The organism is Antarctobacter aquimaris, from assembly GCF_900184945.1.
Taxonomy (GTDB): Bacteria; Pseudomonadota; Alphaproteobacteria; order Rhodobacterales; family Rhodobacteraceae; genus Maliponia; species Maliponia aquimaris.
Genome location: NZ_FXYF01000007.1, coordinates 233,796 through 248,766 on the forward strand (window position 1 = coordinate 233,796; position 14,971 = coordinate 248,766).

A 14,971-nucleotide genomic window follows, 5' to 3' on the forward strand; every position below is an offset into this window, starting at 1 on the left:
GTTTCGACCGGACACTTGAGCATGACATGAAGGCTCAATGATTTCCTTCTCATGCGACAAGGGAGAACGTAGCGATGAGCAAGACGATGGACGACGGGGTTATCCCCTGCGATCGTTCGCGCCGCGCCCAAACGCTCAAGGATGATCCGGATCAGCCCCACCTCACGACGGCCATAAAGGTCCCAACGATGGCGAGGGACAGGCCAACCATTGCGGCACCCAAGCCGAAACGCGCCAAGGTAGGCAAGCCCAGGATAAGGGGAAGGCGACGTCATGGGCGAAGTCCGGCGTCAGAAGCGGCAGAAGGCCGGGCATTTCGCGCAGCTTTGCGAATACGGCGCATGGGTCGGCGCGTTTCGGGGCGAAAAGAGACCGGATCGCGCCGGGGGCTGGTCCCTTCAGAGCGCACGAGCCGAAGATGAGGTTCGCGCCGGCCGGCCCGGCCGCGGCCCAGAATGGTGCTGCCGGTCCCGACCCTGGCCAGCCTCCCGCCGATGACGACTCGATGACGGTGCGCTGACGGCACTGTGTCAGGGTTCCCTTGTCTCGCCAATCCCGGCGGACACCCCAACCTGACAAGGAGGAAATGTCATGTACCACAAGTTCGCAATCGCCGCCCTGGTTCTGGGGCTTGCCGGCCCGGCTTTCGCCAATGACGGGCTTGCCCGCACGATCGGTGTCGAGCCCGGCAAGTACACCACGTCGGAGCTGGTTCAGATCATGTTCGCCGACGACAAGAAGGCCGAGATGAAGGCGGTCGAGCGCCGCCGGGCGGAGGAGCGCAAGAGGCTCCAATTCCTGGGTGTCACGTCCACGTCGAACTGATCGTGCCGACGCGAGGTCGGGGGAGGGCCTCGGCCCTCCCCCGGCTGGCGTCACCCGGACCCGCTGGCCTTCCCGAACAGGGCCTTGGCAAGGTCGATCCCGAACAGCTTGTTCATGTCATTACCTGATGGCGTGCCCGACGGACGGCCGTTCGGCCGCCTTTTCCCTCTGGGGATCAGACTGACCAGTCCCGCGGCAATCGCCACCGCGGCGGACGTGCCGGCAAATCGGCAGAACAGCGAGGCGATCTCGTAGTAGGGTCCGCCCGGATCCGGACGATGCCGGTAAGGTGACGGATTGTAACCGGCGCGGCCGGGCAGGTCGGTCGTCACGATATCGGCGGGCGGAAACCCCTCGCTGTACTTGGGCGTGCCGAGGATGTCATCGGCGATCTCCCATGGGTCGATCCGGGTCCTGTTCTCATCGAAGAGCGGCACCTCCGTGCTGAGCGTCTGGATCATCCAGCCGCCAAGCGCGACGATTGTCGCCTGGACCGGCGAATAGGTCAGGTCCTTGCCAAAGGTATCGCAGGCCCCCACGGCCCAGGGGCCCGGCGCATCGTTTCCCTCGATTTTGTCGTTGCATCGGCTGGCAGGATAAACCGGCCAGTCCAGCGCCTCGTTGCCGGCGGCACACAGGACGATGTGTCGTTCGCACAGGTCGGTCAGGGCGTCATCCACTCTGCGCCAGGCGCCGCTGACGCCCCCCTGTTCATCCAGCGCGCCATCCCAGGAATCGGCGATCACGACGATGTCCGGTTCGATCAGCGCCGCGTATTCCAGCGCCCCGAGCAGCATTTCCGGACCGGGAACCGCGGTGACCGAAATCGGGATGATCCGGCAGAACGGGTTGATGCCGCAGTAGGGCAGGTTCAGGCTGATCGTGCCGGTTTTCTTTTCGGATTCCTTCGGCGTGAACTTCGGGTGCCGCAGTTGCACAGGTCTCGGCCTGGCCCCGATCAGCCCCGCGACGGCCGTCCCGTGCGCACCGTAGAGCGCGCCGGGGGCCACGCGCGGCAGTCTCTCGGGACGCGGGTTCGCGGTCTTGTCTTCGATCCACTTGACTTCTTCCCTGATCGCATTGGAAATCGCGTCCTTTTCGCCCTGTATCTTTTCGAGCAACTCGATCCGGGCTTTGCAGTCCGCCGGGGACAGGTCGGCCCATTCGCGCACGACAAACGCCCCGGTCCCACCGCCGCTGAAGTCACGCATCAGCCCGGCGTCGATGGCGCCCTCCAGATTGGGGTGCTTGTGGTCGACGGCCGTGTCGATGAGTGCAATGCGGGTCGCGGCAAGGCCCTTGTCCGCATCGTCCCAGGCACATCCCGCGTAAGTATCCAGATTGTACACGACGCCCAATTTGGGCAAATGCCAGAGCGCATGGAACGCCGGCCTGAACCCGATCCCCTCGGGCTGCTCGTCCTGTGCCTTCGACGAGGGATCTGACCCAGGAAATCCATAGTCATCATCGATGTCATTTGTACTGGTCATCGCGGTCACTCCCCTCCAAGCCATTCGTTGCGCACTTCGCGGATCTGGTCCTGCAGGATCTCCTCGAACATCGGCGCGCATAGCCGCGCAAGCGTCTGGCCACCCTCCGTATCCGATTTGATATGCAGACCCGCCCATTCGCGGTTCCTTGCGACCTCTCCTGCCGCAAGGGCTAGGGCCTCCACGCCGGGATGCTCGGGCACCGCGCGGGCAAAAACCTCGGCGATCAGGTAGGACTGGAACGCGTGGTTCGACGGATAGGACGAATAGACCGGCACCGGGATGAACGGCTCCAGCGTCGGGTCCAGTTGGTGCGGCCGTGGCGCGTTGAACCGCTCTTTGTACAGCAGCCCGATCAGGCTGGCGAGCCACAGGATGGTCTGGAACAGGATCGCCGTCGCGCTGGCCGGGGACGAGGCATTGGCCCCCAACGGCAGCATGTAGGCGGTCAGGTCATTGCTGGCCTCGATCCGGATGCGGTCGCGGCGAAAGGCGTTCTCGGGTTCGCGCAGGTCCTTCTGCTTCTGGTGCAGGTCGGCGGTCTCCGCCAGCCGCTGCCTGACCTGAGGCGGTGGCGGCATCTCGGACAGGCGGAATCGGTCCCAGCGGTAGTGATCGCGGCATTGGTAAAGGCGGGTCAACTCGCGCCAGGGCACCTCGATGACCGGCCAGTCGAGCCCGCTGCCCGCGCCGCCGCCGCCGCCCGGAAAGGCGGATTTGTGCAATCCCTTGTGCAGGGATTTGTGCAGGCTCTTGTGCAACGCCTTGTGCAGGAGACCGCCGCCGGCGCTGATGCTCGACCCGCTGGCATTTCTCGCTGCAGCTTCAAGGGCGCCCCGGAGGTCAAGCAGGGCCTGGTGCGATGGATCGTCGCCGGCCGGGTCAATCGGGACTTTCGCGAAATACGTCCTGATGGCATCGAGAGCGTCCCGGGTACTTTTTTCCGGTGTTTCCACGCTGATCCGCGTTCCGGCCACCTCCAGCCAGGCGGATTGCAGGATGCCACGCACATCGTCTACCACATCCCCCGCTTGGCCGGTCTCACCTTCAATTTGGTCTTGCATGTCCTTTCCCTCCCGTTGTCAGACAAATCCGTTCTTCTGAAATGTGCGCGACAATGTTCGACCGATCTCGCCGGGCGTTCGGCGCACCATGGCCTCCAGCCATCCCCCCATGTCGTAGTCCGGCCGCAGCCGGATGAGTCGCGCCTGCATCAGCTTTGCGTCCTGGGTGTTTCCCGCCAGCGCGCAGCCCGCCATGGCGTAACGCAGCGCCCCGATGAACCGCGGTTTTCGCAGCAGCGCCTGGTTCGCGAAGTGCAGCGATTGGCGGTAGTCACCCTTTGCCATGTGCAGCATGGCGCCCGTGACGTCGTAGGTGTAGCGCCAGGGACTGCCGGCACCGGCACGCTGACAGCGCCGAAAGGCGTCTTCCGCGCCGGCAAGATCGCCGACCGACATGCGCAGGACGGCAATATGGTCGAGGTTCAGCGAGAGCGTTGGAGACCGTTCCTGCGCGGCATCCAGCAAGGCCGTGGCAAGAGCGTTGTCACCGATCAGCATGTGCGCGCAATAGCCCGCGAGCGATTGCCAGAGCGGCAACAACGGGCTGGACGCAGGGACGCTGGCGACCAGGTCGCAGAGATGATCGCGCGTGATCTTGAGAGGCGGTTCGACGCCCTCGTTCTCCTTGAACACCTGGGCAAAGTGGCCGATGCAGGCGATCACCGGAGGGGCGCCGTTCTCGTACATATGCACGACCTGCGCCTCGGTCCGGTGGATGGCATCGATATCCAGAGAGAAAAGCGCCGTCAGTGCCGTCCACGGAAACAGGTCCGGTGTGTCCGGGGAGACCTCGCTGGATGCCAAGTGGTCCAGGATGGTTTCGGCCGCCACGGCGGCCAGTTCCTCGATTTCGCCTGCCAGGACGCAGGCGGGTTTGCTGATCCAGACGAGGCGCGAGGCGGCGTCCCTGAGGCGCAGCGTCAGGAAGAGCTGGCGCCCGTGGCGTTCCGCCAGAGGCTCCAGAAGATGCGTCGGGCCGCGTCCGGTCTCGATCGGCAGAGGCGCGATGGGGCCATCGCCGCCGCGCAAATCATGCAGGACCAGCCAGGATTCCGCCATGATGGACCGCGCAACCGCGTCGAGCACCGAGGTGATCCGCAAGCTGTCTGCGGCAGAAAGCGATCCGTGAACCGCGGGAAGCATGCCCAGAGCGGGGGGCCTGCGCGACATGCGCGGTATGATGTCCGGTGCCGAATGGCCGCTGCCTGATGTCCTGCGGTGGCGGGGGGGCGCCCGGGTCTCCGCGTCGTCTCCGGACGTGTCCGGCATGTCGCGGCTTGCGCGCATGTCGCGCAGCCACTCCTCGAAGGCCTCGCAGCCGTCCAGATCGAGGTCGATCCCTTCAAGGAACTGGCGTCCGTCCATCGGAGGGTCGCGCAAACGGAGCCGCCCGGGTGTCAGCCAGACCGCGTTTCTGTCCGTCTGCAGCACCACGCCGCCCAGAGGTGCAAGGTCGCGTCGCAGCATGTGCAGGGCCGTGCGCAAGCTTGCCGAGCCGCGTGTGCGGTCTTGGCCGCCCCAGAACATGTCCAAAAGGGTTCGGCGCGGCTTTGTCTGGTCGGGAGACACCAGGAGAACGGCCAGCAAGGCCTGCCTCAGCGGACTGCTGGGGGTTGCGTCCCTGCCGTCCGGCAGCACGATCCTGAACACGCCGTCCAGCACAGCGAAGGCACAGGGCGGGTCACGCGGACCCGCTTCGTCTGTCGCACGGGCGGCCTGCCGGAGTGTCAAATCGGTACGACTCCTCGAAATGGGCTGTGTTGCAAAACCTTACCCAAGTCTACCATGCGGCGACTTTCCATCATAGCGCTGCGGTTATTGGGCGAGTGGCTGTCGGCGACGCTCCGCTCTCTGGGGGCAGGGAAATTCGGGGCCAGGACGTCCCGGCCGTTTATCAGACCCCGGTAGACGCCGACGTGCAGGGGCATGTCGATCGCCACGAACGCGCGGTAAGGGGGCGTCCCGGAGCGGGCCGGGGGGCAGAGGCGGCTCGGTTTCTCCGAACAGGTTCCGGGCTTTTCCCAGGCGGTCTTGGGCCTCGATTCCGCCGCTGCCGTGCTTGGCAGACAGGGGGTTGGCGTAGGCTTGATCGAGTGTTCAGCCGCCTGGCGATGAATGGGGCCGCCGGCTGATATCAAAGCCGATGTAGCGACCGATGCCGGCGCGGGTCTCGGATACGCCGGAACAGGCCCCCTTTAGACCTTTTAAGATAGTCTGTGCCGCCACAGGCGTTCGACCAAGACACTATCGGTCCAGGCTCACTTGCCATCGATGTTGATCCCGTCTGCTCGAACGCTCAGCACCTTGATGACGTCCGTGGACCTGAGCTGGCTGCTGCGATCCGAGTACTAGACCTCGAGCCGGCCGAGCCTCGCCACGGCTTCCTCAAGGTCCTCGGCGCGAGTACGGCATCGAGCCTGGGGCCGGGTGTTCAAAATATATGTAAGCATGTGCGTGTATTCCTGGTCTGCCGTGTGCTTGAAGGGCCGGCGCGATCCGCCGGCCCTCGGGGGTCAGGCCGCCGCCTGGTCCCCATGGGATGCGCGGCGCGCCTCGACCCCTGCCATGAGGGCGGCATAGGCTTGGGGCGGCGGCGTCTTGCAGATGATCCAGTATCTCGTGGCGCCCGACATCGCCGCCGGCCGCCTATTGCCGGTTCTCGAGGACTGGCTTTATCCCGGGGCCGACATCGTCTTTGTCTTTTCCCGGCATACCCGTCCGCCGCGTCGGTTGCGTGTTCTCGAGGACTTCGCGGTCGAGTGCTTCCGCTCGGTCATGGCGACGCTTCGTAAAGGGGGCCGCGAGTGGCTGAAAACGGGGGCAGACAGCCTGTCGGCCAGCGGCGCGCTCTTGCCTGGCGGGGCGTCTCGCGCACCGCCGGACCGCTCCTTGCCCCCGTCAGCCGCGCAGGAACCGCAGCAGCGACAGGGCCGCGTCCCAGAGGTCGAAGGACCGTGCCAGCAGGTGTTCGCGGGGAAGGGAGGGCTTCAGCCCGTGCCCTGCCGTCTCGGCCTGGACCTGGTCCATCAGGCGCAGGAGCCTGCGCCGGTGGATCCCCAGCCAGGCCTGCACCGGATCGGCGAGCGTGCCCGCAAAGGCGGCGACGATTGACCCCGCGGCGACCAACCCCACGACCGTCACCGTGACCAGTTCGGGCGACGGCCCCACCGGGAACACCGCGTACCAGCCCGCGCCCAGAGTAGCCCCAAGCGGGAACTCCGCGACGGCGGTGCCGTGCGTCATCGACTGCGCCACGCCGGGCGCCATCGACAAAAGCCCGGGTGTGACGGCCCGAAAGACGAAAGCGCCCAGGGTCAGCGCAAAGAGCGCGCTGGTGAACTCGGCGATGGCCGATCGGGTGCCAGAGTAATCGGCGACCGCACCAGCGATCCTTTCGGCCAAGGCCTGCGCCTCGTCCACGCTCCCGCGCGACCGGATCGCGGTGCGATAGGCGGGCGCGGCGAGGATGGCGCGGATTTGCCCTTCGCGGCCAAGGGCAAGCGCGCCATCGGGCAGCGGCACGCGCAGCAGGTCCGTCAGCACGTCCGCCTCGACTCGTGCCGCGACATCGGTGCGCAGCAGCAGCCGCCGGTTGCCCAGCCAGTCCGCCGCCCGCCCGAGCCCCAGCCGCCGGACTATCCAGGCCGCAAGCCGCGCCAGCAGCAGGAGGGGCGACATCACCACGTTCACCGGCGCCCGCAGCACGTCGAGACCCAGCGCGGCGCGGTGCAGGCGCAGGGTCCCGGGCCAGGTGAAGTGACGCGCCACAAAGGCGTCCACCTCGGCCCGGCGATCGGGATGCCGCCACGTCGACGGTGTTGTCAGGGGGTCTCCGTTCCCGGTCATGCGCGCCTTTCTGTTTTGTTGGACGGTTGATCATCCCGTCCCTGGTCAGACGCAGAGATAAGGACGATCCTGCCGATGTTCAGGAGCCCTGGAAGATCAGATGCACCTAAATCGGTGCTCTGGCACCGAATGACAGAAAGAGATCGCCCAAGATGCCGACTTTACCGATGTGAACATGCTCTCGATGATCAAGCGCGGCGACACCAAGCGCCGTTGTCCAGGTCCCGGATGGCAAAGGCACTTGACTGCGGCCGGCAGGTCCGGTTGTTCCCCCGGGACTTCGCGCTTGCCGTCCTCGTTCAGTGCCACCGCGAGGATCACGGCGTTGCTGATGATCCGCCCGCCTTCCCGGACCGTGACATATGTCGCGTCGAGCCAGAGATATGGCCACGCGCCCGCCAAGGGCCGGGATGGGACGGCGTTCTTCCCCGCTTGTCTTGTGGATTTCCCAGCCCTCGTTGCACGATGTCGCCATCGGCCCGTTTCTGAACCAGATCGATCAGAGCCATTCTGTCGTCGGTCATCGACATCTCCGGCCCAGGTTTCAGGTGTCGCAACCCCGAACCTTCTCCGAAGATCGGCGGTGATCGCCAGCGTCGCCTGCCGCGCCGCACGCGGCATCCAGGACCACGCGCCGAGGCACTCTCCTTAGGGCGGGGTATCCCCTCCAAACTCGGTGGCAAAGGCATAGAACGGCCCCCCTGCAACCTCATGCTGCATTTCACGGCCCAGCCGTGCCCAGAGCCGATCGAGCACCTGGCGCGCATCGCTCGGCACGTCGTCCCATGTCTCGCCGCTGGTCGAGATCGCGACCAGATCGCGCAACAGGCGCCTCGCCGGCAGAAATTGGGGTGGTCCGGCGGCGTGGACCTTGGTCAGTTTCGACAGGACCTCGGCCTGGTCGCCGGTCTCGAACAGCAGGTTCACCCATGCCCCCAAAGCCAGCGCATCAGGGGACCATGGGAACCACTTGGCAAGGTTCTCGACCCAGTCGGGCCGGTGACCCAGCCGCCGGTGGCGCAAAAGGAACAAGGCGGCCACCACCGCAGCCTCGGGATCATGGATCTTTTCGCGCAACGCGAGGTCGGCGACCTTGAATGCCTCTTCGGACACCGCGTCGCTGTTCTCGAAGCCGCGCCCCTTGAGCGCCTGTAGCAGTGCGTCGATCCGGTCATCCACCGCCGAGAGATACCAGGAGAACTTGCGCGCCTGTGCCTCGCCGCCCGTTTCGCTGGCGCGGGCGCCGCTGTGCGACAGGACCAGTTGCGCACCGGCAGAAAACAGCGGCATGGCAATGAATCGTGCGGGCTGATCCTTTCGGAACGCACCGACGAGGTGGATATTCTCGGCCAATCCATCCCCAAGTCCGGGACGCGGAGGAAAGATCAGCCGGGTGTAATCCATCGCATAGACCCCCTTTGCCCGGTCAATCAGGTCGGACCGTACCCAGCGGCCAAGATCGGACGCCCAGACATAGGTGCGGATGTTGACGTCCTGTGGCCGGCGGGTCGCGCGTTTCGGGCGGCTGCGCAGGTTCAGACGCCGGTTCAGCGCCCCGACCGCGTCCTCGACCATCCCCTTCGCCGCGTAGGACACCACGCCGACGGGCAGCGACAGGGACGAGACCGGGCTGACGTCGAGCAGCGAACTCAGCGACAGCGACCCCATCGCATCGACGACCGAACTGCTGACATTCGAGGCCGAGCGCGGCAATTGCTGGCGCGCGGTGATGTCGGCCAGCCATTCATGAGGCGAGTCCTGCTGGCTGGCGACGACGATCGAGCGGGCATCGCCCGCCTTCAGATCGACGGCGATCCTGGCTCGCGCACCGCTGGGTGACAGGCCGCTGACCATGTAGCGCCCGGGCGGGAGCGGCAGGGTCAGGCTGGAAGCCGTCTCGTTCAGGGTCTGTTGAGAATGGATGTTGAAGTCCCGGTCCATCACCGTGACGTCCTGAAACGGCATGGCATAGGCCTTTTCGACGGTCAGCGATGCGGTGGGCGATCTGTCCTGATCCGTCATCACGACCGCCGCAAGGCCACGTCCTGGCCATCGCTGATGACCGGCACGGCGACCGTCTGAAGCGCGACCGCCCCGACGCCCGGCTCGACGATCTCGCCCGCAGCCTCGTAGTCGTCCATGCTGGGCGGCACCCAGGCACACAGCGCATGCACGTGGTCAAGACACGGCTGGCGCTGTTCGAGAAAGGCAGTCGCGGGTTGGGCCAGCGTCAAGGTTGCGCGCCCCAGGTCGAGGACACTCGCCTCGCGCACGCGCACCGGATAGCGCGGCATTGCCTCCAGCTTCAGGATCGGCGTGTTGTCCCATGCGCTATCGTCGTCGATGGGACGCAGGTCGGGATCCTCGATCCCCAGCCCATAGCGGCCGGCCGCCTCGACCCAGCCGCGCAGCCGCCCCGGCGAGATGCACCAGCCATGTTCAGGCTTTTTCTCGCCGGCCCCGCCGTCAAGGCATTTCAGCAGCGCCTCGGTCAGGTAGCCCAGTCCGTTCTTCGTCGCCTTGGCCACCACGCCCGGCGGCGATGCGCGCAGCAGGTAGACAAAGCGATCCGCCTCGTTCCGCGCTTTTGCGTATTCCAGCTGCGAGATGTTGCCGATCCGCCGCCCCGAGAAATCATCGAGCGAGGTGATCCCGCCTTCCAGCAGGTTGCGGCAACAATCGGCCAACAACACGCTGCGCTTGTGGGTTTTCTTGTAGAGATTGCGGTGCAGGTGGTTGAGCGACAGCATGTTGCGCCACGGATCAAAGGCATCTTTGCCGGCGTCCTCCAGCAGCAGGATGTGTTCCTGCGCCTGCATGCCGTGGCTGCTGCCGTAGAACAGCGCGAGGTTGTTCGGGCCGGTTTCGCAGCGCTTCAACCAGTCGGTCAACGCCTTCGAGGCATTGTCGCCGGTCGCCCGGTCGACATCGTCGCTCTGCCGCGCGGCGGGCGTATGCGCCGCGCGCGGGAATTGCGCGACGCTGCCGTCCTTTTCGCTGATCAGCAGCTCGACCGAGCTCAGCGGCGGCACCAGCCGGTCGGCGGCGGCGATCAACCATGTGGCGATGGCGCGGGCATTGTTGGGCGGGCTGGTCACGCCGTCCACCGTGCGCAGCTCCTTCATCAGCTCCGCGTTCGTGCCGTCGAGATGCGGGAAGTGGCCCACGCCGATAACGATGGCATGAGTCTGCGGCGCTTCGGACGGGCGTTCGAAGACCAGGGTCATGCGCCCGCCCTCACGGGAACTCCCAGGTCTTTCAGACGCTTGCGAAGGCGTTCGTAGAACTGCACGCGCGAGAAATAGGCGCCGTGCGCGTCAAGGATGCCGGTCCGGCTGGAGAACATCATGTCCCTGACACCGCCATCGAACAGCGGCGCCGCGCGAAAGGACAGCACATCCAGTTCGTCGAAAACGTTGATCCAGTTGTCCACCACATCGAGTTTCGGCTTCGGGTCCATGCCCAGCAGGTTCAACTCCTGGAAAAAGCCGGGCTGAGAGCCGACCGTGACCAGCGCCTTGACCCGGCGCCCATCCTTCAGCCCGACGCTGTCGCAGAACGCCCGGTCGCCCAGACAATCGGCAAGGATCACCCCGCCCATGGAATGCCCGATCAGCACGATCGGATCGCCACTTTCGACCGCCCTGGTCAGTTCTTCCTTCATCAAGCCCCGGATCGGCGTGCGCCCGGACCCCTCCTTGAGAAAGCTGAAGACATCGCCGATGAAGGTGGCGACGTGACCATGCAACGTGTCGCGTCCGACGGCCAGCGCGACGCGCCCCCCGGCATTGCGCACGCGGTCGATCAGCGCTTCGGCGCTGTCGCGCAGCCACGACCCCAGTCCCAGCACCTCGACTTCTCTTTGTGGCGCAGCCGGAGCAGCCTGCGCCTGAGCAAAGGCGGCAGCACGGCTGGTGAGTTCCCTGAGGAACTGCTCGTCGGTGAGGTCGGCCTGCAACCAGGGCGGGTTGGGCACCGCCACCGCATAGGCCGCCGCCGTCTGTGCCCGGTCCACCACCTCGCCGGGCAGGTCCGCACCGCCTTCCTGCGCCTGGTCCAGGACCCCCTCGAAGAGCAGGTCGACGGTTTCGGGGAAGTCCTCGCGCGCGAAGTCGATCAGGCGCGGCGCGGGCCCCTCGGCGGCAGGGACCGCAACAGCCAGCACCTCGACCCCACCAGCGGTCGGGTCATCGTAGTCCGGCAGGCACTTGTAGCGTCCGCCCTCGGGGTTGGCGCCGAACTTGCCCCAATACGGGTTCTCGATCGTCGCCTGCTGGCCAAAGACCAGCTTGCGGAACCGTTCGGTGCGCTTGGCGACGGTGTTCCGGTACGCGTCACCCTCGCGGTTGGCAACGCCGTGAACAAAGACAACATAAGCGGACATCTTCCCTCGCAATGACCTGATTCAAGAACGCATCAATTGAGTTATCATAGCGCAAAACCGCCTCAGGTTGCGAGCCCCAGCAAACCCGTGCGCGGCGTTACTCGCACACCGCTCTTGCGCCAGCACAGGTAAGGACGTTCAGATCGTCCGCGAACCGGCAGAGGTATGTGCGGCGATGCAGTGAAAGCGACGAGCGTTCCTTTCCCCATGTGCCCAAGCCGACGCGGCGCAAAGGACCCGCCCATTTCAGGCGTTCGTCATGCGCGCACCTGCCGAGGCATTCAGGTTCGCGGCGTGACCCGAGCAGGGTCGGCGGGGTCGATACATCGCAGTATCCCGGGAGACATCATGCAACGAGCCCTTGAGAATGTTTGTCCTCCCGATAGTGCCCCGGCGCGTGGAGTGGGATGCCGCGGGTGGCGCGATCACCGCCGATCTTCGGATAGGTTTGGGGTGCGACACCTGAAACCTGGGCCAAAGATGTCGATCACCGGCGACAGAATGGCTCTGACCGAGCTGGTTGAGAAACAGGCCGATGGCGACATCCTGCAACGAGGGCTGGCAAATCCGCAAGGCAAGCGGGGACGAACGCCGTCCCATCCCGACCCTTGGCGGGCGCGTGGCCATCTCTCTGGCTCGACGCGACATACCTCAAGGTCCTGGAAGGTGGGCGGATCATCAGCAACGCCGTGATCCTCGCGGTGGCACTGAACGAGGACGGCAAGCGCGAAGTCCCGGTGGGCAACCGGGCCTGTCCGGCGCGTGCGCGGGGAAAACGGTCCCTCGGACTGATTTCTGATCCCGATCCCCTTCTGGACCGAGGTCCTGCGGTCATTGGCTACCCTTGGGATGCGGGGCGTAAAACTGGTCGTTGCGAATGGCCACAAGCGCCTCCGGGCGGGCGCGCTCCGGGTACCCTCGACCAAATACCTCGATGGCCACCCGGGATCGCACCGCTGGCGGCAGGAAATTCACACGAGCACCGCGGACACAGACAGCGCCTGCTTGCCGGCCGTGTTCGGATGCGCTTTGTCAGGCGAGGGTGAGGGTCAGACCAAGCCGCCCGTCGTTTGCACGGGTTTTCTGAGATCTCAGGGGGGGGTGAGATGGTGCTGTGAGAGAGGATTGAACTCTCGACCTCACCCTTACCAAGGGTGTGCTCTACCACTGAGCTACCACAGCATCTCTGTCTCCAGTTAGCTAGCCCGGGCGGTTCCCCGATGCAAGCAGGCTCTGGACGAACCCTTCAACGCCACCCCGATTGCCCGCAGGGCGAAGGCCCTGCACCTGCGCGGCGAAGCGTGTGGCGGGGCTATTAGACCGCTTTGCCAGGTCGCGCAAGGGGGGCATTCGGAAAAAACCGCCAATGCCGCGCCGCGGGCCGCGCCGCGCTCTGGACCCGGTTTCCCGGCTGCGGTACACCCCGGCCATGGAGCGGCAGGACAAATCACGCGGGCAGGACAAGGGCACGACACGCGAGGCGCGCCTCAAGGCGGCGCTGAAGGCGAACCTGGCGCGTCGCAAGGCGCAGGCCCGCGCGCGGCAGAAGACCGGCGATGCCGCCGCCACCGCGGACCACGACGACACGGGCAGCAAGGACTAGGACAGGCATGGATTCGATACTGGTGACGGGCAACGGCCCGCTGAACGGCGTGGTGCCCATCGCGGGCGCCAAGAACGCCTGCCTGACGCTGATGCCGGCGACGCTGCTCAGCGACGAGCCGCTGACGCTGACCAATGCGCCGCGCCTGTCGGACATCCGCACCATGACGCTGCTGTTGCAGTCGTTGGGGGCAGAGGTGTCCGCGCTGGCCTCGGGCAAGGTGCTGGCGATGTCGTCGCACGGGCTGACCTCGACCCGGGCGGACTATGACATCGTGCGCAAGATGCGCGCCTCGATCCTGGTGCTGGGACCATTGCTGGCGCGAGAAGGCCATGCCGAGGTGTCGCTGCCAGGCGGCTGCGCGATCGGCGCGCGGCCGGTCGACCTGCACCTCAAGGCGATGGAGGCCCTGGGCGCCGAGATGGACCTGCGCGACGGCTATGTCCACGCCAAGGCCCCGGCAGGCGGGCTGCGCGGCGGCGTGGTCGCGTTTCCCATCGTCTCGGTCGGGGCGACCGAGAACGCGCTGATGGCGGCGACGCTGGCCAAGGGCACCACGGTGCTGAAGAACGCCGCGCGCGAGCCCGAGATCGTCGACCTGGCGCGCTGCCTGCGCCGGATGGGCGCGCAGATCGAGGGCGAGGGCACCTCCACCATCATCATCGAGGGCGTCGACCGGCTGGGCGGCGCGACCCACGCGGTGGTGACCGACCGGATCGAGCTGGGCACCTACATGCTGGCTCCGGCGATCTGCGGCGGCGAGGTGACCTGCCTGGGCGGCCGCATCGAGCTGCTGGAGGCCTTCTGCGAGAGGCTGGACGCGGCGGGCGTGTCGGTCGAGGAAACGCCGGAGGGGCTGAAGGTGTCGCGCAAGAACGGCCGGGTCTCGGCGGTGGACGTGACGACCGAGCCGTTCCCCGGCTTTCCCACCGACCTTCAGGCACAGATGATGGCGCTGCTCTGCACCGCCGAGGGGGTGTCGGTGCTGGAGGAGAAGATCTTCGAGAACCGCTTCATGCACGCGCCCGAACTGATCCGCATGGGGGCGCGGATCGACGTGCACGGCGGCACGGCCAAGGTGACCGGGGTGGCGCGTCTGCGCGGCGCGCCGGTGATGGCCACGGACCTGCGGGCCAGCGTGTCGCTGATCCTGGCCGGACTGGCGGCGGAGGGTGAGACGCTGGTCAATCGGGTCTACCACCTGGACCGCGGCTACGAGAATGTGGAACAGAAGCTGTCGGCGCTGGGCGCCCGGATCGAACGGATCAAGGGACAATGACCGAGGACGCCCGCTTTGAGGATGGTGCCGAACGGCCGCTGAACCTGGGCGCGCTGGACGCCGAGGACCTCCAGGTGATCTCCAGCCTGGTGCAGGACGCGGTGCTGCCGATGACCGAGATCCGCTGGCAGCCGTCGCAGCGGCGGCTGGGGCTGCTGCTCAACCGGGTGCGGTGGGAAGACGTGGAGGCCGCGCGCCAGAGGGGCCGCCCGGTCGAACGGGTGCGCGCGCTGCTGGTGATCGACAACGTGCTGGGCGTCGCCAGCCAGGGGGTCGACCGCTCGGACAAGGACATGATCCTGCAGGTGCTTTCGGTCAGCTTCGAGCCGGGGGAGGACGCCGAGGGCTTTGTCGTTTTGACACTGGCGGGCGACGGCGCGCTGCGGGCGCGGGTCGAGGCGCTGGAGGTCGCGCTGCGCGACGTGACCCGGCCTTATGTCGCGCCCTCGGGCAAGCTGCCGGACCACGGCGCCTGAGGTG

Annotated in this window: 11 protein-coding genes, 1 tRNA gene and 2 pseudogenes; 5 read left to right on the forward strand and 9 right to left on the reverse strand. The window is 66.3% G+C overall.

Features of this window, described 5'->3' with window-relative positions; genetic code table 11:
• Positions 1–591 precede the first annotated feature (591 nt).
• On the forward strand, positions 592–825 hold the full coding sequence (locus MAA8898_RS14495) for a hypothetical protein (RefSeq protein ID WP_094021744.1): 234 nt from the start codon (positions 592–594) through the stop codon (positions 823–825).
• A 50-nt stretch (positions 826–875) separates the two neighbouring features.
• Here the strand turns inward: MAA8898_RS14495 and MAA8898_RS14500 are convergent, their stop codons facing one another.
• The 8 genes and pseudogenes from MAA8898_RS14500 to MAA8898_RS14530 all read right to left on the reverse strand — a co-directional run bounded on the left by MAA8898_RS14500 (position 876) and on the right by MAA8898_RS14530 (position 11,609).
• On the reverse strand, positions 876–2,315 hold the full coding sequence (locus MAA8898_RS14500; protein ID WP_245853426.1) for a S8/S53 family peptidase: 1,440 nt from the start codon (positions 2,313–2,315) through the stop codon (positions 876–878).
• A 5-nt stretch (positions 2,316–2,320) separates the two neighbouring features.
• On the reverse strand, positions 2,321–3,379 hold the full coding sequence (locus MAA8898_RS26285) for a phosphatase PAP2 family protein (RefSeq protein ID WP_176445173.1): 1,059 nt from the start codon (positions 3,377–3,379) through the stop codon (positions 2,321–2,323).
• Positions 3,380–3,397: 18 nt separating this feature from the next.
• The gene (locus MAA8898_RS14505) at positions 3,398–4,966 is read right to left on the reverse strand and encodes an AfsR/SARP family transcriptional regulator (RefSeq protein WP_141194864.1); all 1,569 of its coding nucleotides are present in this window, start codon (positions 4,964–4,966) and stop codon (positions 3,398–3,400) included.
• Between the two features lie 1,311 nt (positions 4,967–6,277).
• Positions 6,278–7,225, reverse strand: a complete 948-nt coding sequence (locus tag MAA8898_RS14510) for a DUF6635 family protein (RefSeq protein ID WP_094021747.1) — start codon at positions 7,223–7,225, stop codon at positions 6,278–6,280.
• A 270-nt stretch (positions 7,226–7,495) separates the two neighbouring features.
• Positions 7,496–7,648: pseudogene (locus tag MAA8898_RS14515) on the reverse strand (transposase); the annotation flags it as partial.
• A gap of 225 nt (positions 7,649–7,873) precedes the next feature.
• Positions 7,874–9,247, reverse strand: a complete 1,374-nt coding sequence (locus tag MAA8898_RS14520; RefSeq protein ID WP_094021748.1) for a hypothetical protein — start codon at positions 9,245–9,247, stop codon at positions 7,874–7,876.
• Positions 9,247–10,452 (reverse strand): caspase family protein, encoded by a 1,206-nt coding sequence (locus MAA8898_RS14525; protein ID WP_094021749.1) that lies wholly within the window; start codon positions 10,450–10,452, stop codon positions 9,247–9,249. Before MAA8898_RS14525 ends, MAA8898_RS14520 begins: the two co-directional genes overlap by 1 nt.
• Entirely contained in the window at positions 10,449–11,609 is a 1,161-nt protein-coding gene (locus MAA8898_RS14530) for a hypothetical protein (protein ID WP_094021750.1), read from the reverse strand. The genes MAA8898_RS14525 and MAA8898_RS14530 overlap by 4 nt, the downstream gene beginning before the upstream one ends.
• A 587-nt stretch (positions 11,610–12,196) precedes the next feature.
• Between MAA8898_RS14530 and MAA8898_RS25830 the strand changes: the two are divergent.
• Positions 12,197–12,524: pseudogene (locus MAA8898_RS25830) on the forward strand (transposase); the annotation flags it as partial.
• A gap of 192 nt (positions 12,525–12,716) precedes the next feature.
• Here MAA8898_RS25830 and MAA8898_RS14535 read toward each other — a convergent pair.
• Positions 12,717–12,791, reverse strand: a tRNA-Thr gene (locus MAA8898_RS14535).
• A 184-nt stretch (positions 12,792–12,975) separates the two neighbouring features.
• Here MAA8898_RS14535 and MAA8898_RS14540 point away from each other — a divergent pair.
• Genes MAA8898_RS14540 through MAA8898_RS14550 form a run of 3 tightly spaced genes read left to right on the forward strand, consistent with a single transcriptional unit; the run spans position 12,976 to position 14,967 of the window.
• A complete protein-coding gene (locus MAA8898_RS14540) occupies positions 12,976–13,212 on the forward strand; it encodes a hypothetical protein (protein ID WP_094021751.1) in 237 nt (78 codons plus the stop codon).
• Positions 13,213–13,219: 7 nt separating this feature from the next.
• Entirely contained in the window at positions 13,220–14,491 is a 1,272-nt protein-coding gene (murA, locus tag MAA8898_RS14545; protein WP_094021752.1) for a UDP-N-acetylglucosamine 1-carboxyvinyltransferase, read from the forward strand.
• Entirely contained in the window at positions 14,488–14,967 is a 480-nt protein-coding gene (locus MAA8898_RS14550) for a DUF2948 family protein (protein WP_094021753.1), read from the forward strand. The genes murA and MAA8898_RS14550 overlap by 4 nt, the downstream gene beginning before the upstream one ends.
• Positions 14,968–14,971: the final 4 nt, after the last annotated feature.